The sequence below is a fragment of the Sporanaerobium hydrogeniformans genome (assembly GCF_002735925.1).
In the GTDB taxonomy this organism is placed as follows: Bacteria; Bacillota; Clostridia; order Lachnospirales; family Cellulosilyticaceae; genus Sporanaerobium; species Sporanaerobium hydrogeniformans.
Genome location: NZ_PEDL01000010.1, coordinates 69,339 through 91,174, shown reverse-complemented (window position 1 = coordinate 91,174; position 21,836 = coordinate 69,339). Strand labels below are relative to the sequence as shown.

The 21,836-nt window shown below is 35.8% G+C and carries 17 protein-coding genes and 1 pseudogene; 7 read left to right on the top strand and 11 right to left on the bottom strand.

Annotation, left to right across the window (positions count from 1 at the left end; genetic code table 11):
• Nucleotides 1-98: 98 nt before the first annotated feature.
• From CS063_RS10445 to CS063_RS10415, 7 genes are all read right to left on the bottom strand, one after another.
• Entirely contained in the window at nucleotides 99-2,111 is a 2,013-nt protein-coding gene (locus CS063_RS10445) for an LTA synthase family protein (protein WP_099449645.1), read from the bottom strand.
• Between the two features lie 25 nt (nucleotides 2,112-2,136).
• On the bottom strand, nucleotides 2,137-4,155 hold the full coding sequence (locus CS063_RS10440; protein ID WP_099449644.1) for an LTA synthase family protein: 2,019 nt from the start codon (nucleotides 4,153-4,155) through the stop codon (nucleotides 2,137-2,139).
• A 187-nt stretch (nucleotides 4,156-4,342) separates the two neighbouring features.
• The gene (locus CS063_RS10435; protein WP_099449643.1) at nucleotides 4,343-5,038 is read right to left on the bottom strand and encodes a response regulator; all 696 of its coding nucleotides are present in this window, start codon (nucleotides 5,036-5,038) and stop codon (nucleotides 4,343-4,345) included.
• Between the two features lie 3 nt (nucleotides 5,039-5,041).
• The gene (locus CS063_RS10430) at nucleotides 5,042-6,466 is read right to left on the bottom strand and encodes a sensor histidine kinase (protein WP_099449642.1); all 1,425 of its coding nucleotides are present in this window, start codon (nucleotides 6,464-6,466) and stop codon (nucleotides 5,042-5,044) included.
• 45 nt (nucleotides 6,467-6,511) lie between these two features.
• The gene (locus tag CS063_RS10425) at nucleotides 6,512-7,168 is read right to left on the bottom strand and encodes a potassium channel family protein (protein ID WP_099449641.1); all 657 of its coding nucleotides are present in this window, start codon (nucleotides 7,166-7,168) and stop codon (nucleotides 6,512-6,514) included.
• 31 nt (nucleotides 7,169-7,199) lie between these two features.
• A complete protein-coding gene (locus tag CS063_RS10420) occupies nucleotides 7,200-8,543 on the bottom strand; it encodes a TrkH family potassium uptake protein (RefSeq protein ID WP_099449640.1) in 1,344 nt (447 codons plus the stop codon).
• Nucleotides 8,530-8,991, bottom strand: a complete 462-nt coding sequence (locus tag CS063_RS10415; RefSeq protein ID WP_099449639.1) for a hypothetical protein — start codon at nucleotides 8,989-8,991, stop codon at nucleotides 8,530-8,532. Before CS063_RS10415 ends, CS063_RS10420 begins: the two co-directional genes overlap by 14 nt.
• Nucleotides 8,992-9,183: 192 nt before the next feature.
• Here CS063_RS10415 and CS063_RS10410 point away from each other — a divergent pair, with 192 nt between their 5' ends.
• A complete protein-coding gene (locus CS063_RS10410; protein WP_099449638.1) occupies nucleotides 9,184-10,548 on the top strand; it encodes an MATE family efflux transporter in 1,365 nt (454 codons plus the stop codon).
• Here CS063_RS10410 and CS063_RS10405 read toward each other — a convergent pair.
• Nucleotides 10,545-12,209 (bottom strand): glycoside hydrolase family 13 protein, encoded by a 1,665-nt coding sequence (locus CS063_RS10405; RefSeq protein WP_099449637.1) that lies wholly within the window; start codon nucleotides 12,207-12,209, stop codon nucleotides 10,545-10,547. The genes CS063_RS10410 and CS063_RS10405 overlap by 4 nt on opposite strands.
• Before the next feature lie 165 nt (nucleotides 12,210-12,374).
• Between CS063_RS10405 and CS063_RS10400 the strand changes: the two genes are divergently transcribed.
• The 6 genes and pseudogenes from CS063_RS10400 to CS063_RS18210 all read left to right on the top strand — a co-directional run.
• On the top strand, nucleotides 12,375-13,271 hold the full coding sequence (locus CS063_RS10400; RefSeq protein ID WP_099449636.1) for an AraC family transcriptional regulator: 897 nt from the start codon (nucleotides 12,375-12,377) through the stop codon (nucleotides 13,269-13,271).
• A 115-nt stretch (nucleotides 13,272-13,386) separates the two neighbouring features.
• The gene (locus CS063_RS10395) at nucleotides 13,387-13,992 is read left to right on the top strand and encodes a hypothetical protein (protein ID WP_099449635.1); all 606 of its coding nucleotides are present in this window, start codon (nucleotides 13,387-13,389) and stop codon (nucleotides 13,990-13,992) included.
• Nucleotides 13,992-15,209, top strand: a complete 1,218-nt coding sequence (locus tag CS063_RS10390; protein WP_099449634.1) for an NAD(P)/FAD-dependent oxidoreductase — start codon at nucleotides 13,992-13,994, stop codon at nucleotides 15,207-15,209. The genes CS063_RS10395 and CS063_RS10390 overlap by 1 nt, the downstream gene beginning before the upstream one ends.
• A 44-nt stretch (nucleotides 15,210-15,253) precedes the next feature.
• Nucleotides 15,254-16,276 (top strand): spore photoproduct lyase, encoded by a 1,023-nt coding sequence (gene splB, locus CS063_RS10385; protein ID WP_099449633.1) that lies wholly within the window; start codon nucleotides 15,254-15,256, stop codon nucleotides 16,274-16,276.
• Nucleotides 16,277-16,334: 58 nt separating this feature from the next.
• Nucleotides 16,335-16,874: a fasciclin domain-containing protein gene (locus tag CS063_RS10380; RefSeq protein ID WP_099449632.1), complete on the top strand. Its 540-nt coding sequence runs from the start codon at nucleotides 16,335-16,337 to the stop codon at nucleotides 16,872-16,874.
• 85 nt (nucleotides 16,875-16,959) lie between these two features.
• A pseudogene (locus CS063_RS18210) lies at nucleotides 16,960-17,151 on the top strand (hypothetical protein); the annotation flags it as partial.
• Nucleotides 17,152-17,194: 43 nt separating this feature from the next.
• Here the strand turns inward: CS063_RS18210 and CS063_RS10375 are convergent.
• Genes CS063_RS10375 through CS063_RS10365 form a run of 3 tightly spaced genes read right to left on the bottom strand, consistent with a single transcriptional unit; the run spans nucleotide 17,195 to nucleotide 21,826 of the window.
• Nucleotides 17,195-18,214: a class I mannose-6-phosphate isomerase gene (locus CS063_RS10375; RefSeq protein WP_099449631.1), complete on the bottom strand. Its 1,020-nt coding sequence runs from the start codon at nucleotides 18,212-18,214 to the stop codon at nucleotides 17,195-17,197.
• On the bottom strand, nucleotides 18,204-19,493 hold the full coding sequence (locus CS063_RS10370; RefSeq protein ID WP_099449630.1) for a sedoheptulokinase: 1,290 nt from the start codon (nucleotides 19,491-19,493) through the stop codon (nucleotides 18,204-18,206). The genes CS063_RS10375 and CS063_RS10370 overlap by 11 nt, the downstream gene beginning before the upstream one ends.
• A gap of 14 nt (nucleotides 19,494-19,507) precedes the next feature.
• On the bottom strand, nucleotides 19,508-21,826 hold the full coding sequence (locus tag CS063_RS10365) for a pyruvate formate lyase family protein (protein WP_099449629.1): 2,319 nt from the start codon (nucleotides 21,824-21,826) through the stop codon (nucleotides 19,508-19,510).
• Nucleotides 21,827-21,836 lie beyond the last annotated feature (10 nt).

Genomic DNA, 21,836 nt, shown 5'->3' with positions numbered 1-21,836 from the left:
TTGAAATTTATAAGTGAAACGTTCTTCTCCGTTTACATCAACACATTACATCATACTACATATTCTCAGAAATCACAAGGAGCAATCTTTATAAAATTTTACTTTTTGTAAACCTCTGAAGTAGCAATGGCCTTATCATACCTTGCAACTTGCTTTACAACCACTTCTTCCGGTGGCTCTTTTACATAGTGGGCGATAAGCTTCGTATCACTTACAAACTCTGTTTCGACCTTTCTTCCATTCATAAAAATACGACTACTTGTTGTAAAATTTTTACCCGTAATGATGGCATCTGTTCCTTCATACTGAACATTATCAATCTGAACTTGTTCTAATCCTATCTGAATAATAGTAGGTGTCAGTATAGCTTCTTTATCTGTAATATACTTTTTCCCAAAAAGCATATCATATTGAACCTTTTGAAGCTTTTCTTGATAGTCTTCTCTTTTTGAATAGTAGCTTTGGAAGTCACTCATAATACCTCCTTGCATACCTACTAAATTGAATACATGCGTATAAAGCTCATAGGCTTCTATATCATTATTTTGGCTAGGTTCGATTTTGTTTTGATTATCTATAATATAGTAGAAGGTTTGATAACGCTCTTCTGCTGGAATAGTCTTTAAAACATCAAGTGTTGGATAATGGTCAGGATACATAACAACAATGGTATCTTCTTCAAGACTATTTACATACTCTACAAGCTGTGCAAACACTTCATCTGCCCTATGAACACGATCTACATAGATTTGCAACTGATTAAGTGCCTCTTCACTATAGTCACCTGTTACCTTAATAACGGTATCATTCTTTTCAGGATCATAATTGTACTGGTGAGCTCCATGAGTACTTGCCGTAATAGCAAAAATAAAGTCTTTTTCTTCCGTTTTTTCTAAAGTGCGTTTAATATATTCAACGAGAACCTCATCCTTTGGCCAGCCATTTTGCCTTTCAATAGGGTACATCGTTTCCATAGTAATGTAACGATCAAAACCTAAATTTTTATAAACCGTATCTCTGCTATAGAAATTCCCTGCATAGTTGTGTATACCCGTTGTAGCATAACCTTTTTCTTTTAAAACATAAGCAATGGTTTCCACAGGACCTAGAGAAGTAAGACCACTTGTATAAGGGATTTCTCCCGGTGCTAGGTAATTCATATTAACCCCTGAAAGTACCTCAAACTCTGTACGCGCTGTACCGCCCCCTATAGTAGGGACTTGAAGCTTACCACTATAATTTTCTGTCAGATACTTACGGATGTTAGGAATGGGATCACCGGAAAATTTTACATTAGGAATAGTAAGTGGGTCTATTACCCCTTCTATCTGTACAAATATCATATTAGGCATTCTCTTATCTTCTGCTTTAGGAAGCTCCTCAAGATTTTTCTTAATTTCATTCATTGCTTTTTGTGAATAGCCCTCAGGTTTCTTTCTAAAAGTAGCTAAAAAGGAATCCGAAAAAGACCAAACAAAACCATTTCGCTTGTAGGCTTCCATTGTATCCCATGGGTTACGTTCCATACCACCACTTTTCATCAAAACCCCTCTACCTAAAAGCCCTATTCCAAGCACAAGCACCATTGCTAGAATACGTTTCATTCTTGTAATAGGGTACTTCTTAAAACTTACCTTATAGCAGGTAAAAAGTACGATAAGACCTACTACTAATAAAATAACTAATTTAATAACCATTCGCTTCGTAATATATTGATCCGCAATAGACATACCATCCCCAAAGCAATAAAGGTCTGCCCAAATAAAAGGGACACTTCTCACCTTAACCAAAATATAACTCGCACAGCTAGCTACTACCCAAGGAATATTTAAAACAAGGGCTACCATATGCGTTCTTTTAAACAATAAAGCAGGTGAAGTTGTAATAAGTAGCACCATATAGTTAAGAAGTGCTGTTTTAGGATAGGTCTTCATATAGGTAATGGAGCCCTCCATCCCCCTTGTTAAAATTTCTATCCCCCAAAATATAAAAAAAGGAACTGTTATACAAATTAATAAATTAATAAAAAGCTTTATATCCTCTCTCTTTAAAAAACGGGTTCTAGGTCTGCCCTCTGACTGTCCCGTCACCTTACTAAGTTGTTCCTCCATTATTTGCCGCCTCTCTAAAAATAGCTTATTCTGCTTTCTTGAAAGCTTCTGAAGCTACTATCGCCTTATCATTTCTACCAAGCTGCTTGATCACTACAGGTTTATTCTCTTCTTTATCAACCTGTCCAATCAACTTGGTTTCACTTACAAATTCAGTTTCTATAAGCTTATCCCCTAAGAAAATATGACTACTATCTGTAAAGCCTTTTCCTGTGATGACTATCTGATTTCCTTCATAGGTGACATCCTCTATCTCTACTTGTTCAAGCCCTAATTGAATAATAGTAGGTTCATAAAGATTCTTTTTATGTGTACTGTATTTCTTACCAAATAACATATCATATTGAAGTTGCTCTAATTTTACTAAATAATCTTCCTCTTCACGATAAGTCGTATGGAAATTATTCATAATTCCACCAGACATATCAATAAGCTCTAGCATTTCTGTTCCTAACTGATAGGCTTCCATATCATGATGTTGCCTCTTAACAATATTATTCATATTACTCATAATGAAATAAGGTGTTTGATACTTGTCCTCACTACCTACATCTTCAAGTACATCTAAAGCTGGGTAATGATCAGAATAAACAACCAATATGGTCTCTTCTGTTAATGAATCAATATAATCTGCTAAGGCACCTACGAAAGCATCTGTCCCATGTAAACGATCTATATAATTTTGTAATTGATCAATAGCCCTTTTCTCATAAGCATTACTTATAACCTTAATAGGACTCTTCGTTTTCAACGGGTCATATTCGTAATTATAAGGACCATGAGTTTCTACAGCTATAGTAAAGATAAAGTCCTTTTCTGAAGTACTTTCTAATGATTTTTTAATATAATCAACTAATACATCATCTTTAGGATAATCTTTACTTCTATCTACATTATTCATCGTTTCCATTGAAATAAATTTATCAAAACCTAAGTTTTTAAAAGCAGTGTGTCTGCTATAAAAGTTTCCTTCAAAGTTATGAATACCTGTTGTAGCATAACCTTTATCTTTAAAAATATAGGCTAAAGTTTCTATAGGACCTTTATTCACCATGCCACTATTATAGGGAATTTCTCCTGGTGATAAATAGTCCATATTAATACCCGCAAGTACTTCAAATTCAGTTCGTGCCGTTCCTCCTCCTAGAGTTGGAACTTGAATACGCCCACTATAGGTAGAATTTAAATACTTCCTAATATTAGGAATAGGATCCCCCGAATAGGTTACACCCTTTAAAGTAGTAGGGTCAAAAACACCTTCTAATTGTACCATAATAATATTAGGCATATCTTCATCATCTACCGGTGCCTCATTCATGCCTGCCATAATCTCTTCAATAGTTTCCTTTGAATACTGCTCTGGCGCCTTTCTAAAGGTCGATAAAAAAGACCCCATAAAAGAATAGGCAAAACCATTACGCTTATAAGACTGCATCGTGTCCCACTCAATGATTTGCACAACTTTTTGGCCTTTAAGATAGCTTATACCACCTACTCCTACTATTATAAGTAGGAAAAAAATAAAAAGTTTTTTTGACCAATGAATGGTATACCTTTTAAATTTCAATTTATAAAATACAACAAGTAGGACACCGCCCAAAACAATTAAAGCGCCTAATCGAAGGATGATAGGTTTTGTCAGATATTGACTAGCAATAGACATTCCATCACCCATTGAGTAAAGGTCAGACCATATAAAAGGAACGCCTCTTACCTTTGAAAGCACATAACTCGCAAAACTGGCTAATGCCCATGGAAGTGCCCATAAAGCGGCTGCCAAGTGCGCCCTTCTAGCAAATATAGCTGGTGAGAGTAGTGCCATCATCAAAAAGCCATTTAACAGAAAGCTCTTAGGATACTCTTTTGTAAAATACATTGCTTCTTTTAGCCCCCTAGCTATAAATTCTAAGCCAAAGGCTACTATAAAAGGAACTATCAAACAAACCAGTACATTTACCCATAACTCCTTACTGTAATTTGTATGTTTATTTATCCTAAAATGAGATTGAGGTTTTATCTTGATTCCTAAATTACCACTTGCCATTTTTCCCTTCCTTCTTTCAATTCATTTTAAAAAGTCAAAGCTTTTTTGTTTTTTTACAAGCTCCAACAGTTATAGACTATTTCTGATTGATTATACCCCTTATGCCTACTATTTACAATGGTATCTGTTTACATTATCTCCTGTAAATTTTAGCATATATATAATAAATGAATAGATTATGTGGGAATTACTCATCTGCAAAACGATACCCTATTCCTACTTCTGTTAAAATAAAACGTGGTTTTGTTGTATCCTTTTCAATTTTTCTTCTCAAATTTGCCATAAAAACACGGATAGATTTTGAGTCTCCTGTCTCACCATATCCCCATACTTCTTTAAGAATAAAATTATGCGTAAGTACTTTACCCTTATTAGCAACCAGAAGCACCAAGAGCTTATACTCAATAGGCGTAAGATGAATTTCCTTACCATCTACCAAAACCTTACGTTTTTCATAGTCAATAGTAAGGTAGTCACAGCTGAAGACTTGTTCATTGTTCACCAACTGTTCTTTTTTGAGTTTACGCTCGATTACGCGTATACGTGCCATGAGTTCCCCCATATGAAAAGGTTTAGTTACATAATCATCTGCCCCTGCGTCAAGAGCTGCTATTTTTTCTGACTCTTGCCCCCTTGCTGATACTACTAGGATGGGTTTGTCAGAAATAAATCGAATGGACTTGATAATATCAATACCATCTTTGTCTGGAAGTCCTAAATCTAGAAGAATTAAATCTGGATTATGGCTATAAAATAGGGTCATTCCATCCATTCCTTTAGTAGCTGTAAGTATTTTATACCCACTTGTTTTAAGAGAAAGGGATATAAAGTTAAGTATGTATTTATCATCTTCTATCACAAGAATACTCATGCTATGTTCCATTATCTACTCCTCCTCTAAGGGTAATTTAAAGATAAAAAGAGCTCCTCCTTCTTTTGACTTGCCTGCTGTAATACTCCCACCATGTGCTTCAATAATACCCTTGCAAATAGCTAAGCCTAAGCCCATACCTCTTTTACCGTCTACAATTTGTCTTGATGATGTTACAAAGCCTTCGAACAAATTTTCCATAATTGCCTTATCAATTCCTGGCCCATTATCAGCCACCTCAAATACTGCCAATTGATCTTCTTTATAAACCCTCAAATAAAGCTTACACCCCTCGTAAGTATGTTTAATAGCATTATCTAATAGATTAATAAGTACTTGCACAATAAGTTTGCCATCCATCGGCAAAGAAATAACCTCCTCTGGCATCGTAACAATCATTTCCCTTTCTGTTACTAACCCCGATACATGGTGAAGTGCTTCATAAATGACATCATCTACCACTTCATCCCTTTTTTCAATTACTAGCTTTCCCTCTCCAATACGTGTCATATTTAAAATATTTTCTACTAAATTATTCAGCCACAAAGCTTCTTCATTAATGTCTTTTATCAATCCTTTTATAGCACTGGGTTCTAGCTCCTCCATATTTTCTATAATAAGTCCGCTTGCCCCCACAATTCCTGTAAGAGGTGTACGCAAATCATGAGAAATACCTCTTAACAAATTACTTCTCAGATGTTCGCGTTCCATGGCAATACGAATATTTTCTCGTTCATTATAAATCAGCTCACGATCTAGAGAAACCCCCATTTGATTCCCTACCATTTTAATAAGAAGCTCATGTTCTAAGGTAAGTTGCTCTTTTGAATAATAAACTTGCATTCTTCCTAATTCCTTATTTACTCCCTTTATAGGGATTTCTAGTTTATCAATATAGTTATTATGGACTAAGACAAGAGGCTCTCCGCCATACACTTCACCTGTTTTTAATAAAATAACTTGACTTCTATACCCCGTATGCTTATAAATGTAAGAAATTCCATGAAGCAAAATATTTTTTTCTCCCGTAATATTTAAAAAACTTTCAGTTACCTCATATAAAAGCCTAGCTGTATGCTCATTTTGCTTAGCTAGTAAAGTTTGCTTTTGAAAACGTGTAGTAAGCGTTCCCGATATAAGTGCGACACAAAAGAAAAAAAGCATAAGAATGATATCATTTGTATTATAAGTCATGAGTGTATGAAAGGGCTCTGTAAAAAGGTAGTTAAATAAAAGCACACTACAAAGAGAGGCTATTGTTCCATACACATAGCCTCTCGTTACTGTAATCACCATCAATACACCAATAAGAAATACCATAATAATACTTTCTTTTTCAATTCCAAAGCGTCGTAAAAACAAGGCTATAATAGTAGCAGTTAACACAATAATAATCAGTTCTATCGTGTAAAGTAGTTGAATTTTCTTTTCTTTAATCATAACATCACCTGCTTCTATTATACCATGATATGATGTGCCATGATTCTAATTTCTTGATCTATTTATAATTTTTAATACATCTTTTTTACGTCCTGCTACAATTAGATGCTCATTTTCTGCAAAAACGTGGTCCGCCTTAGGTAGTGGCATAACTTCTCCCTCTTTTTTTATAGCTAAGATACTAATGAGATACTGCCTTCTTACTGCTACTCCTGCTACTGTTTTTCCAATCCAATTCTCCAAAGGAGGAATTTCAAAAATAGAATATTCCGGTGTAAGCTCAATATAATCAAATATATAATCAGCACTATGACAAATTGCTGTTTTTTCTGCAACTTCTCTTTCAGGATAAACAACTTCATCTGCTCCATTACGAAGCAAAAACTTGGCATGGATATCCCGATTTGCACGAGCTACCACATACTTGGCCCCTAACTCCTTGAGGGTTGAAGTAATCTCTAAAGAAGCTTGAAAATTTTCACCAATGCATACAAAACAGCGGTCAAAGTTACTTACTCCAAAGGAAGCTAATACTTCTTCTCTTGTACAATCTCCAATTTGAGCACTGGTCACTAATGAAATAATATCCAGCATTCTCTCCTCAACTTTATCAACAATCATCACCTCTTTCCCAAGCTCCACAAATTTTCTTGCCAAATGTCTCCCAAAACGTCCCATTCCTATAACTAATACTGATTGCATCTTTTTCTTCCTTTCACTAGTGGTTTTATTTTTACCCAATTGTAATTTTTTCTACTGGTTGTCTCACAGGCACATAAGTTTTCTTAGACACAAAAGCAAGTGCAAAGGATAAGCTTCCTACTCGCCCGCAAAACATGAGTAAAATAATAATTAGCCTTGAAAGACTCGTTAAATCTCTTGTAATACCCTTTGACATTCCTACTGTACCAATAGCAGAAAAAACTTCAAAAAATACATCTGTTAAAGGTAAAGGTTGTAAAAAGCAAATAGTCATTGCTGCCATTACTGCACCCATTAAATAGATAGTAATAACACCATGGGCCCTTTGAGCAATATCATGTTCTAACCTTCTTCCAAAAATATTAAGATCTTCACTATGTCTTAGCGAAGCAATAAAAGAAAGAAGTAGTACAACAAGGGTGGTACTCTTTATCCCCCCTGCTGTAGACCCTGGACTGCCTCCAATCATCATTAGCACAATAGTTAATAAAGAGGTGCTTTCTGTTATGGCAGCCGTATCTATGGTGTTAAAGCCCGCTGTACGTGGTGTAATAACTTGGAAAAGAGTCACTAAAATGGTCTCTAAAGGTGACATTCCTACCAATGTGTTATTTCTTTCCATAATATAAAATAATATAGCTGCCCCCCCGATAAGTGCCCCCGTCGTTACAAGCACTATTTTCGTATGTAACTGATACTTAGAAATCTTAAAATGGTGTTTATAAATATCTTCCCATACGAGGAAGCCTATTCCCCCTATAACAATGAGACTCATAATAACGCCATTTACTAAAAAATCACTACTATATCTAGTAAGTGAACTGTATGGTTCATAACATCCCATTAAATCAAAACCTGCATTACAAAAAGCAGAAACAGCATGAAAAATACCATAATAAAGCCCTCTCCCAAAACCTTGCTCTGGGATAAAACGCAGGGTAAGTAGTAAGGCACCTAACCCTTCTATCATAAGCGTTCCTATAAGTATATGCTTTGTTAATCTTACGACGCCTCCTAGTTGAATAGTACTTACGGATTCTTTTAGAAAACCTCTTTCCTTTAGTCCTATTTTACGTCTTAGCATCAGTGAAAAAAGAGTCGCTATTGTCATAAACCCTAATCCTCCAATCTGAATAAGAAGTAAAATCACAATTTGTCCAAAGGTTGAAAAGTACTGATAGGTATCATAGACTACCAATCCCGTTACACAAGTCGCTGAAGTTGCCGTAAAAAATGCATTAATAAACGGTGTAATTTCACCTTCCCTAGAAGAAATAGGAAGCATGAGTAATAAAGTCCCACATAAAATAATTCCCAAAAAACTCAGTGTACTTATTTGAGTATAAGATAAGTTATATTTTTTACGCACAGGCATTTTTTATAATCTCCTTTAATATAGAAACTTGCAGTTCAAAAGAAAGTGTTTGTCTTTCTAACACTTTGACACCGTATTGTCTAAATATACTTTGATTGGCTGAGTCATTACATAATGCTAAACTTTTTCTAAACTCCCATCTCTTTTTTGCTAAAGAGCAAATCATTAAGTTTTCCACATCATCTTCTGAAAGTGCTAATAGGTATCCACAATTTTTACACTTCTCCACAGCTGTTATCTCTGTTATAAGTTCATATGTCATTTCTTTTTCCTTTAAATAATTCTCGATTTGATAGACAAGCCTTCCTTCTCCAAATAAAAGTATTTGAACAGGGCTTATTTTCTCCTCTACAAAACCACCTCTCATCATAAACCGGTCTAACTTATCCATAATTAAGTATCCTAATAAAATGATTATCAGAACACTACCGAGAATCAAACCTTTCATTTTATCATCTCCTTCATTTGCTAGTTTAGAAGAAAACTTATAAATGTAGTGTTAAGATAGAGAGCAACCGTGTTAATATTGTATTAAGATTACTGTATTTTATATTATTTTAAATCCATATTAACATTTCTAATATTTCATTGTATAATAACCAAATGTGTATAAATGACTAAAAGAAACTAGGTAACTAAAATGACTAAAAAATCGTATGAAATAGATATGTGTAGTGGACCTCTTTTAAGTAAGATTCTCATATTTTCTATCCCTTTAATGCTATCAGGGATTTTACAGCTTCTCTTTAATGCAGCTGATATCATTGTTGTTGGCCATTATTCAGGAAGTGAAGCCTTGGCTGCTGTAGGTGCTACAAGCACCCTTATTAACCTCTTAGTCAATGTCTTTATGGGGCTTTCTGTTGGTTCTAATGTACTTATTGCCCACTTTTATGGTGCACATCAAGATAAAGAGGTAAGTGAAACGCTTCATACTTCTATTTTACTAAGTATACTCTGTGGATTTATCTTACTTATCATCGGGTTTGTATTAGCAAAACCTCTTCTTTTAATGATGGGAACACCTCATGATGTACTAAGTGCTTCTACTCTTTATATGCAAATTTATTTTATTGGTATGCCTGCTATGCTCGTCTATAATTTTGGTAGTGCTATTTTACGTGCAATTGGAGACACAAAAAGACCCCTGTACTTTTTACTCGCAGCAGGGGTTGTAAATGTATTTCTTAATCTTTATTTTGTTATTGGACTTCATATGGGTGTTGCAGGTGTCGCTTTAGCTACCGTTTTATCTCAATGCATTTCGGCAGGACTTATTCTTTTGTGTCTTATGCATCATCCAGGTAGTTGCCACTTTGAGTTCAGTAAATTACGCCTTCATACTAATAAAGTAGGACGTATCTTGCGCATTGGTTTACCTGCCGGTCTTCAAGGTGCTATTTTTTCTATCTCTAATGTACTTATTCAGTCTTCTGTCAATTCCTTTGGTTCTATCGCTATGGCAGGTAATACAGCTACAGCTAATGTTGAAGGCTTTATCTACACCTCCATGAATGCTTTCCACCAAACTACCCTTAGCTTCACTAGTCAAAATCTTGGAGCAAAAAAAGTAGACCGAATTGGCAAAACTCTTATTTTATGTCTTATTTGTGTAGCCCTAGTAGGTACCACCATGGGACTTGGTTGTCTTACATTTGGCAGACAACTTCTAGGCTTTTACTCAAGTGATCCAAAAGTTATTGAATACGGTCTGCTACGTATGAATATTATCCTTACTACCTATGCTGCCTGTGGCGTAATGGATGTATTAGTAGGAAGCATAAGAGGAATGGGGTATTCCATTATGCCTATGCTTGTTTCTCTATTAGGTGCTTGTGGAATACGTATCCTTTGGATTTTTACTATCTTTCCACTAAATAGAACTTTAACAACTTTATATCTTTCTTATCCCATTTCTTGGACTATCACAGCCCTTATCCATCTTATTTGCTTTATCTGGTGCTATAAAAAGCTCAAAAAAGATTGTTCTACTGTATCAGTTTAAATACATTTATAAAGTCTTGCTTCATAAGGTCTAAGCTCTATGCTTTGAAGTGCCTCATGATATTCTACTGGGTAATTACTAAGAAGCATTTGGTTAGACGCTAATAGCCCATCATTCACTTGAAAAGTCCTTATATCCTCTGAGAAATTACAGATAATCATTGCTTTTTCTGTTTCCGTTGTTCGTGTATAGACAAAAAGGTACTGATCCTCCTTTAATAGAAGCTTATAGTTACCTTCCTCAAATACAGGATAAGTCTTTTTAATCTTAATAAGTTTTTTATAGAAATGAAAAATAGAGTAAGGGTCTTCTCGTTGTGCCTCAACATTTATTTCTCTATAGTTAGGATTTATGCTAAACCAAGGTATACCTGTTGTAAAGCCTGCATTACTACTTCTATTCCATTGCATAGGTGTTCTTGAATTCTCTCTGGTCTCATTCCATACTCTTTCTAAAGCCTCTCTCTGTGTTTTCCCCATTGCCAAAGCTTCTTTATACATACTAATGGTTTGAACATCTTTATACTCTTCAACGTGAGATAAATGAATATTTGTCATGCCAATCTCCTGGCCTTGGTAAATAAACGGTGTCCCCTGCATCATAAAATACATCATTGCTAGGGCCTTACTGCTCTCTTTCCAGTATTTTTTATCATTCCCTAACCTTGAAACCACACGAGGTAAATCATGATTTTCTATAAATAAGGCATTCCAACCCTTCTTGCAAAGTGCTTCCTGCCATTTAGATAGAGCCTTTTTCACATGAAGCATATCCACTCTAGAAGGATTATCTGTGTTGTCCCAAAGGGCTAAATGTTCAAATTGAAAAATCATATCAAAAACTCCATTTTCCCCTGCCCACTCTTCCCCTTCCTGTGCTACTACACCATTCGCTTCCCCTACAGTCATGATGTCATACTTTGCAAAAGTTTCCTGTGAGAGTTCATTAAGGAAGGTTAAAATACCTGGTTGATTCATATGACATTGGAAGGAAGGTACATATTCAAGGCCTTTTGGATTAGGAAGATCAGGAAAGCCTTCTGCCTTTTTAATATGACTAATAGCATCAATGCGAAAACCATCTATACCTTTTTCTAACCAAGTATTTATCATGTCATAAAGTGCCCTTCTTACCTCTTGGTTCTCCCAGTTTAAATCAGGCTGCTTTTTATCGAAAAGATGAAGATAGTATTCTCCTGAAGCTTCATCATATTCCCAGGCTGAACCGCCAAAGATACTGGCCCAGTTATTGGGCTCCTTACCTTCCTTTGGCTTTCTCCAAATGTACCAGTCCCTCTTGCTACTACTTTTAGATGCCCTAGATTCAATAAACCAAGGATGCTCATCACTGGTATGGTTAATAACAAGATCCATAATTAGCTTCATACCTCTTTGATGAACCTCCTCTAAGAGATGGTCAAAATCCTCCATGGTACCAAATTCCTGCATAATACTAAGGTAATCACTTATGTCATAACCATTATCTGCGTTAGGTGAAGCATATATAGGCGATAACCAAATGACATCTATCCCTAAATCCTTTAAATAATCTAATTTACTAATCACTCCTTGTAAATCACCTATTCCATCTCCATTGCTATCCATAAAACTCCTAGGATAAATTTGATAAGCTACAACCTTTTTCCACCATTTATCTTTCATATTCCTTTACTCCTTTACTCAGTCCATTCCCATTTTTTCATTTTATTTTGAATTTTAATCCACTCATTTATTGAGTTTTCTCACAATAGTAGTATACTAATAATGTGTAAGCTTTTCTTACAAATAACTGCTATTTTATAACACAAAATTGCTAAAGGAGTTTATATGGAGAATTTTAACCGTAGCTTTTTCAAAGAACAAGGTATTCATGGCGACCTCCTGTTTCCTATGAAAATTTATCCCACTCACCTTGATAAAAATTCCCCTACTATGTGCCTCCACTGGCATGATGAAATGGAGCTTATCCATGTACATTCAGGAAGCGGAAATCTTTCTATCAATTTGAAAAATTATCCTATAAAAACAGGGGATCTCATTATTATCCCCCCTCAGTGCATTCATTCTGGTAAAACTCATATTTCCTCCTGTCTTGACTATGATGCTATTGTTTTTCATTTAGATATGTTAAGAAGTGCAGCGATGGATAGTGTCACTATGGATTTCATCACCCCACTTATAGGAGGTGAATTAACCCTACCTATCGTCTTACATGAAGATTCCCTTCACTATGCCTCCATTCGCCATACGCTCATAAGTATTGTGGAAAGTTATCAAATCAGAAGCCCCGTTTACCAACTTGAAATCAAAGCCTCTTTATTTCAACTTTTTGCACTCCTATATGGTCATGGCTTTATCCAAAAGGTACCTGTTACTGAAAATATACATACTGTACGTATCGAAAAAATTAAGATTGCTATTCAATATATCCTTGAACATTATAATGAAGATTTACCTATTCAAACCCTAGCTAATCTACTCCAATACAGCGAATATCACTTTATTCGCTTTTTTAAGGAACAAACAGGCTTTACCTGCATTCACTATATCAATACCGTGCGCCTCCAAAATGCTTGTGAGCTGTTACTCTCTACTTCACTTTCTGTAACAGAAATTGCACTTGAAGTAGGTTTTCAAAATATTTCTTATTTTATCCGTACCTTTAAAGCTAAATACAACTGCACACCCAATGCTTATCGTAAAAAATACGTCTCTTCTACTTAATTGAAGAGACGTATTTTTTATAACTCCAAAGTTTTCCTTTTTAGACTAAGCATACCTGTATTTTTTTAGTAAATACTAATTAAAAACTGATTACTTACTAAGGGAGATTTCGCACATGTCCAATAAACCTCGCTACTTTGCTATTGTTTCTCATTGCCTTCTTAATCCCTCTACAAGAGTTCATATGTTAGGGAGGCGCTTTGCTGTTGCTCAGAAAATATGTGATTACTTACTTAGCAAAAATATCGCTATTATCCAATTACCTTGTCCAGAATTTACAGCTATGGGTTATTGGCGTAATCCTCAAGGTAGACAACAGTATGATAATGTCTTTTTTCGTAAACATTGTTTAAAAGAACTAAGCCCTTATATGGATATGGTAGAAGAATTAACACGTAATGCCAATACGCCTTTATGTTATATAGGCATTCAAGGAAGCCCTACTTGTAGCATCTACTGGGGTAAACACAAAACTAATCGTTACAAAACAGAATCCATGGAAGTAGATCTCAAGTCTCCTCCCATCCCTCCTGTTTATGGTGTAATGACTGAGGTTTTGAATAAGGCTCTTTTAGAAAAAGAAATTCAACTTCCTTTTTTAGAAGCTCCTGTTAAGGAAAGTTTAGAATCCCCTATCGCCCTTAACTTCTTTAAACAACTCGAAGATTTACTTCATATCCCCAAAGCTTATCACTACCCTCAAGAAAAGGAGACTCACTAATGGGACTGCATTATGTACAAGGCCAAGCTCTATTTACTCATACCCACCCTATACCTCGTCAATATCCTTACCTTACGGAAAATTTAGAAACAGATATCATTATTATCGGTGGCGGGGTAACAGGTAGTATCCTCGGTTACTATTTTTCAAAAGCTAACATCCCTGCTATACTTATTGAAAAACATCGTATCGGTCATGGCAGTACCAGTATCACTACTTCATTATTACAATACGAACTAGATAGTAATGCTAGGGAATTAGAAAAATATATGCCCCTAGAAAAGACATTACATGCCTATCATTTAGGTCTTAAAGCTCTTTCTGAAATAGATGCTTTTATTAAAGAGAAGGGCAATACGTGTCATTTTGAGTGGAAAGATACTCTCTTATACACAGCTAAACAAACTGAAGTCTGTGAGATGGAGGAAGAATATACTATTCGCAAAAAAGGAGGTCTAGAGGTTGACTTTCTAACTACTACTAATAACCCTTTTAGCTTTGATTTAAAAGGTGGCGTTTATGCCCACAAGGGAGGTGCTCAGTTAGACCCCTTTCTTTATACCCATCATTTACTAAAAGTAAGCTGTGAACAAGGTCTAAAAGTTTATGAAAATACTCAAGTTAGGGAGCTTCATTACCTACCTGATGGTGTAGAGGTTATCACAAGCTATGGCTATACTCTAAAAGGTAAAAAGGTTATTTTAGCTACAGGCTACGATACAGACTCTTTTACTACTCGCAACTTGGGTGTTAAAACGGTAACCTATAACATTGCCACTCAACCTGTCTCTAGCTTTGAGGGGTGGCATAATAAGGTACTCATACGTGATAACAATGATCCCTATCATTACTTCCGTACAACCTCTGACCATCGCCTCCTAGCAGGGGGTGAGGATATTCCTTTTCATACAGGTATATTTGATGAAAAAACAGCTCATGAAAAATATACTATTTTACTTGCTCAATTAAAAACTATGTTCCCCCATATTCCTCATATTGAATTAGATTATGCCTATTGTGGTGCCTTTGCCTCTACACCAGATAATTTAGGTTTTATCGGTGAAGACCCTAAACATAAATCACTTTGGTATTGCCTAGGCTATGGTGCTAATGGTATTTTGTTTGCTATATTAGGTGGTATGATGCTCAGTAAACTGTATCAGGGAGAGGTAAGTAAGGACTTAGAACTCTTTAAAGTTAATCGTTTTGATGGCTAAATGAACTATTTGTAAATCCATTTTATTAGAGGAAGAAGATGCTTATGTTTATACCCAAACGTATTATTTTCGAAAAAGATGTGCTTCATTATCCTATGGCACAAGCTATTTTAGAAACCTTCAAAGATAAACCCCATACTCAAATCATTCAACTTAGCTCTAATCGGATTAAGGCTCATATTCCAGGAGATGAACTAGCTACTCAATTTCGGGAAGGAAAAAGAACGCTTGTAGTAGATACCAAAAAAAGCCTTAAATTTCAATCCTGTAAGCCTTCTGCTCACTACCAACTCCCTCTTGTTTCAGGTTGTATGGGACAATGTGAATATTGCTACTTAAATACCAACTTAGGAGATAAACCTTTTGTTAGGGTGCATGCAAATATCGATGAAATCCTATGCCAAGCAAATAAATATATTGAAGATCGATTACCTGAAATCACCCTTTTTGAAGGAGCTGCTACTTCAGACCCTATTCCTGTAGAACCTTATACTCATGCCCTAGCAAAAGCTATTACCTTCTTTGGCAACACTTCCCATGGGCGTTTTCGTTTTGTTACTAAGTTTAATGATGTAGATAGCCTAGTCCATCTTCCTCATCACGGGCACACCGAAGTTCGCTTTAGTATTAATACAGATTATGTAATCAGTGCCTATGAAAAAGGCACCCCTTCCCGTGATAAACGCTTAGAGGCCAGCCTTAAAATGCTACAAGCGGGTTATCCCCTTGGTTTTCTTATTGCTCCAGTCTTTATCTATCCTCATTGGAAAGAAGACTATCATGAACTTCTTGAATTACTTAAGGTACAGCTTCCTCAAAAGCTTAATTTCCCTATTACTTTTGAAATTATTTCACACCGTTATACCCTTATTGCTAAAAATAGAATCTTACAAGTTTTTCCTGAAACTACCCTCCCTATGATCGAAAAAGAGAGACAGTTCAAATACGGACAGTTTGGTTATGGCAAATACATTTATCCCAAAGAAACCATGGACGAGATTAAAGACTTCTTTATCCATGAAATTAATAATCTTTTTACTCATAAAGAAATCAAATATATTATCTAATAATTTTTAGTTTATTGGACATAATAAGGACGTATAAAATAAGTAAAGGAGTTAACTTATGAAAAAGAAATATTCTATCAAAATAGTTCTCACCTTAGTGCTGATGCTAGCACTTGGTCAGAGCAGCTTACTGGCACATCATGTTAGGAGTGTATCTACCACTACTAACCAAAAGCAAATGTCCGATAAAGATATCGTTACTATTGCTTCTAGTGATGGTCGATTTACCACTTTAGTTGCTGCATTAAAAGCAGCTGGACTTGTAGATACACTTAAAGGACCCGGTCCATTTACAGTGTTTGCTCCTACTGATGAAGCCTTTGCTAAACTCCCTGCTGGTACTGTTGAAGAACTTTTAAAACCTGAGAACAGGGGTACACTTGTCAATATTCTTACTTACCACGTCATTCCTGGTAAGATTACCTCTAAAGAAGCTACTAACCTTGTAGGAAAAGAAGTTGAAATGCTTAATAAAGGTAAAGCTAAAATAGAAATGAAAGATGGTTCTCTTTATATTGATGGAGCTAAAATCATCATGACAGATATTATGGGGAAAAATGGTGTGATCCATGTTATTGATACTGTCATGATGCCTTAAGTAAGGGCTACTTAGCAAGTAACCCTCAAAGCGTCGACAAAGTCGACGCTCTTTTATTTTCTAGATTTAAGGATATAATACTAATGATTGTAAAGAGTGTGGTTATCGCATAAAATGTACTAACAGTAAAAAGGCTCAAAAGCTCATTACAAGACATATTTGGGAAGAATACATAGAGGAGTCTAATCATTTAAGACATGTACCAATCATAAAAGGATATTATCTAATATGTACTAGGTATATTTTAAATACCTCGACAAAATCAATAATGCAATAATATTATTAAAGGATTTTTTATTTAGTTCAACTTCGTTTTACAATTAAGCATAGCATTCCATAACAATCAGCTTTTCACCAATTATTTCAAACTGACTCGCAATATGATAAGGCATAAAGAAGTAGTCGCCCTTCTGTACTAGTTTTTCATATTCTTTCCCAATCATTTTGCCTTTTCCTTCTATAATGACATAAATCCCACTGCCTTTAGACAATAGATAGTTCCCCCCATCTATTGTAACTTTATTAACCTTAAAATTTTTAGTCTGTCTCTCATCAACAAGACTTTCATAAATGATGCCATTAAGCTTAGACAAGAGGATAGGTACCTGCCTCACATCATAATGGCTGTCAAAGTCAAAACACTCTAGAGCTTCCTCCTTATCCAATCCAAGATACATTTCATAATCCGAGAGCCTATAGTCACCACACCAGCGCTCTGGCTGAATAGTAAAATCAGTTGGCTCCTGAATTTCTAAAATCAAGCAGCCTGCACCAATGGCATGTGCTACTTTGGGTGGAATAAAGATTACATCTCCCACGGAAACCTCATGCCGAACCAGTACCTTTTCCATGGCCTGCTGGTCATGCTCACCTTTTTGAATGGCTTCTTTAAAGTCTTCTAGCGTTATCCCCTCCTGAAAACCGAAGTAAACACAGGCATTTTCTCTTGTGGCTAGAATGATCCAACACTCTTCTTTTCCATAATTGCTCTGAAAATATTTTTTTGAAAGTATTCTGTCAGGATGTGCCTGAACGGGTAACCTAACGGCGCTGTCAAGTAGCTTTACTAAAACACCTAGTTTCTTCTTTTCTCCAAGCATTTGTTTTGGATATTTTTCTAACACCTCATCAAAATAATACTCAGTCCCTCTAATTTTTGAAACCCCTTCTTTTTTTGATGTGCAATTTTGATTGAGTGCCTGAACTGCTGATGCAATCCACTCTTCTGGATAGTTACCATCTATAGAATCATCACAAAAAAAAGCATCAAACATACTACCACCCTGATAAACACGAAACACTCTGTTTCTCTCAAAAAACATTGGTGTATCATACAACATAATTAATTATCTCCCTCGCCTCACTAAAATTCTTATACATTCCACTAGCAACCATGGAAAATAATGCTGCCCCAAACGCCGCTTCCTCACAATGCTCTGGAATGAGTAATTCTTTTTCAAATACTAAGCAAAAGATTTTCTGAAGTGCGGGGTTTTTTCTAATTCCATTTCCTGAACCAATCATCTTGCCACTTTTAGACGGCATAAGCCTATACATTTCATACAGCTCATTGGCTATACCATATAGGTTGCCAATGATAAAATCTTTAGGGGTAAAATTTGACAATGATAGATTTTCAATTTTGCCACGAACTGTTGGATTTCCCCTAGTTCCACAAAATTTATTATTAAAAACCAAATCTGTTTTATCACACTTTGTAATAACTTGATGCATCTGGGTATATAAACTACCACTTGCTTCACCTGTTGCCATCTCCACAACTTGTTCAAAAAAGTTTTCCAGTAGTGCAAACGACCTTCCACCACATAGAGAACTTCCTACCATAATATAGTTGTTATCATAAAGTGGTCTCACTTCTAGAAGTGTACTATCTATAACTTCAGTTGTCATAAGGGATACCTGACTACCTGTTCCCACATTTACTAAAATACTATCCTCCTCACAACCTGCACCAATAAAGCTTGCCTGATTGTCACCAATTGCTACTGAAACAGGAATGTTACGATAGTAGCCCGCTACCTGTACCTTATTCGTAAAATCCGGAAACAAATCATTATTAATTTTAAACTTATTTTCTTTAACGTCAAAGCAACCAAAGCTTGCTGCATCCGAGTTATGTATGAGTGGCTGCTTTTTTCCTACCAGCTTCATTACCATATAATCTTGAATGGTACATAGCCCGGCTACATCTTTAGGCACTAGATGATTTTGCTGATTATAAAAATCCGTTACACTACCATATCCAGTATAGGAATGCAAGTATTTTGCATAAGTAGAACCCTGATAGGGTAAATCTCCCCGACCATCTTGCCATGTATATAGTGAACTTACTGCATCACCATCTTTATTTACATATAGAATCCCATGCATCTGTCCCGTAACGCCTATGGACTTTACATCCTCTTCTAATAGCTTATTTAAAAGTTCCCATACCTTTTTTTCAATTTTTCTAGGATCCTGTAATTTTTCCCAAGGATTTTTTGTAAGTATAAAAGCGTCATTGTGAGTGGTAATAGATTTTTTGACAAAACCAGTAGTAGCATCCACTAAAATGCCACATATACTTGTTGTTCCAATATCAATACCAATACTTTTCATATCTCTTAACCTCTCTATGCTAAAGTAGTAGATTGTAAGTCCAAACGTTTTATAATATCCTGCTGTATTGCTGGCGCTAAATCTAAGAAGTTAACAAATGTGCCATGAATTCTCATAATATAAACACCACTTGGGGCATATTTTTTGGGATCTTTTAGTACTTTTCTTAGGATTTCAGGTGTAGTGACATTAACATATAAATAAAAAGGTGATACCTTACCCTGCTCTGGATTAAAAAATAAAGGAGTGATAATTTTGTTTTTGAATTCCAAACCTTTTTCCTCAACATCTTTGCTTCTAAAATACTTCGGATCTATCCCCAAATGGGAAGCGTATCCTCCATTCATTTGCTCAAAAGGCAGTTTCATTGTGGAAAGCATTCTAAAGCCCATTCCGTTAATTGCCTCCCCAAAAAGAGGATCTACTCCATAACCAAGCATTTCTCGTTGTTTTCTACCATCTGGTGTAGCTCCAACCCAGTATCCATATAGGAGATGTGTTGATGGGCTGCTAAAGTCAGGTCTGAAAGAATTTCCCAAATAGTTCTTTTGGCTTCTTACAAGCTCTGAAATTTTGTTAGTTAACTCTACAACTTCCTTATCTACATCTTCAATATTATTTCCAAACTTATGACAAGACAGTAAAAAATCTTGCAATTCTCTATCGTTTTCAAAGTTATTACTGAGAGCTACCAAAAGTCTGTCCGCGTCTTGAGGGCGTTCCTTTAACAAGGTATCAATAGCAATAAAACTATCAGCTACTACACTAACGCCGTGGATTAAGCAGCCACTTCCGTTATATTTTGTCCCTTGATTCTCTGTATCTCTCAAATCAATTCCATTTTCCATTCCTCCCATAAAACATGATAAAAAGGGCACTCTTTGATTTGACAAGGCACTAGATACACCATTAGCAGCCTCAGTCATCCTATGTACGAATAGTTCTGTATTACGATAAAAATCTTCTCTCACATTAGAAAGTATACCTTGGGGCAAATCGGCAATCTTTTCTCCTGTAATTGTAGAACGCCCCTTATTAAGTGTCAGTTCTAAAATTTTGGCCAGATTTAACCAGCTATTTGTTGTATTACCATTATCCTTACCCATAATAAGCGGTTCCTGACAGCCTGCAATTGAGATATCTGGTAAATCCTCTTCTGCTACACCATGGGCCCTAAGCACTTCAAACAAAGAATCATCATTAAATAATGAAGGTGTTAACATTCCTGGAGTGAAAAAGAACCTACCAAGTTCTCGGTAAAGCTTTTCTGGCGTGTTTTTATGCAGCTTTACTGATAATATGGGCTGTGGAAGATTCATATCATAGTAAGCATCCAGTAGGGCATAGGAGGTTTCATTTGTCAAATCCTCTCCGCTTATGTCCCTACCGCCAATAAGAATGTTTTGTGAAATAGCCCAACTTCTGTCTGCCACATTAAAAAATACTAGAAAATGCTTTAAGAGCTCTGAGGCTTTTTCCCTATCCATATCCTTACGATAAGGCTCGAAAATCCTATCTGCATTGCCCACAGAAAAAGCAAATGGATTGGGGGCTTGCTCTAGGCACATCACCTGCCATAATAGAAGAAACATCTGAATTGCCTCGTACAAGTTCTCGGCACCATTTTCTGGCACTTTATATAGTGTATCCAGCATAAATTTAATTTGTACCTTTCGTTCTTCACTGGCTCCCCTTAGCTTCTCCTTTAATATCTCCTGATAGCGTTTTGCTAATATAAGCACACTTTCCAAAGAGATTTTCATCGCCTCGTAATTGCTACCTTCTTTCAATTCGAGCGACTCTATCATTGACTTTAGACCATACTTTAGTGCAGCTCTAAAGTCAGGAATCAAGTGTCCTGTTACTTGTTCAACAAAATATGCCACCTCTTTCATATCATCAGCAAACTGGTCATAGACCTTCGTTAGCTGCCTAACATAATCTGTTTCTTTTGTATGATTTCGTACCTTGTCTATTCTATCCTGTGTAAACTCGTCATTAGGCTCGATATCATTAAAAACTACTGTTGGGTCACAATACCCGCTAAATTCTTCTACTTTGAAAGTTGGGTTAATGAGTGCATAACTTCTGGCAAAGCTATCTCTTTGGGTACCCACAAAAATAGCATAATCACTTACGCTTAGTGGGATTGTCCTGACGATTTCTTTTAGGCTTTCCGCTGCCTTTATTTCTCTATCCTTATACTTTCCCTCCATTTGCATCTGTATTTCCTGGGCTAAAAACCAGCCATCTAAACGTTTTATCTGTCTTTCTTCTTCGAAAAGTTTTTTTGCTAATCTTGTCATTTCTCCCTTTTTATAAATACCCTTCATTGTACCTTCC

Coding starts and splice junctions, on each gene's coding strand:
- CS063_RS10420 (WP_099449640.1), bottom strand. CDS start 8,543: ATGCCTGTGCGTAAAAAATATAACTTATCTTATACTCAAATAAGTACA.
- CS063_RS10400 (WP_099449636.1), top strand. CDS start 12,375: ATGGAGAATTTTAACCGTAGCTTTTTCAAAGAACAAGGTATTCATGGC.
- CS063_RS10445 (WP_099449645.1), bottom strand. CDS start 2,111: ATGGAGGAACAACTTAGTAAGGTGACGGGACAGTCAGAGGGCAGACCT.
- CS063_RS10435 (WP_099449643.1), bottom strand. CDS start 5,038: ATGGAACATAGCATGAGTATTCTTGTGATAGAAGATGATAAATACATA.
- CS063_RS10430 (WP_099449642.1), bottom strand. CDS start 6,466: ATGATTAAAGAAAAGAAAATTCAACTACTTTACACGATAGAACTGATT.
- CS063_RS10370 (WP_099449630.1), bottom strand. CDS start 19,493: ATGAAAAGTATTGGTATTGATATTGGAACAACAAGTATATGTGGCATT.
- CS063_RS10425 (WP_099449641.1), bottom strand. CDS start 7,168: ATGCAATCAGTATTAGTTATAGGAATGGGACGTTTTGGGAGACATTTG.
- splB (WP_099449633.1), top strand. CDS start 15,254: ATGTTTATACCCAAACGTATTATTTTCGAAAAAGATGTGCTTCATTAT.
- CS063_RS10375 (WP_099449631.1), bottom strand. CDS start 18,214: ATGTTGTATGATACACCAATGTTTTTTGAGAGAAACAGAGTGTTTCGT.
- CS063_RS10365 (WP_099449629.1), bottom strand. CDS start 21,826: ATGAAGGGTATTTATAAAAAGGGAGAAATGACAAGATTAGCAAAAAAA.
- CS063_RS10405 (WP_099449637.1), bottom strand. CDS start 12,209: ATGAAAGATAAATGGTGGAAAAAGGTTGTAGCTTATCAAATTTATCCT.
- CS063_RS10410 (WP_099449638.1), top strand. CDS start 9,184: ATGACTAAAAAATCGTATGAAATAGATATGTGTAGTGGACCTCTTTTA.
- CS063_RS10380 (WP_099449632.1), top strand. CDS start 16,335: ATGAAAAAGAAATATTCTATCAAAATAGTTCTCACCTTAGTGCTGATG.
- CS063_RS10395 (WP_099449635.1), top strand. CDS start 13,387: ATGTCCAATAAACCTCGCTACTTTGCTATTGTTTCTCATTGCCTTCTT.
- CS063_RS10440 (WP_099449644.1), bottom strand. CDS start 4,155: ATGGCAAGTGGTAATTTAGGAATCAAGATAAAACCTCAATCTCATTTT.
- CS063_RS10415 (WP_099449639.1), bottom strand. CDS start 8,991: ATGAAAGGTTTGATTCTCGGTAGTGTTCTGATAATCATTTTATTAGGA.
- CS063_RS10390 (WP_099449634.1), top strand. CDS start 13,992: ATGGGACTGCATTATGTACAAGGCCAAGCTCTATTTACTCATACCCAC.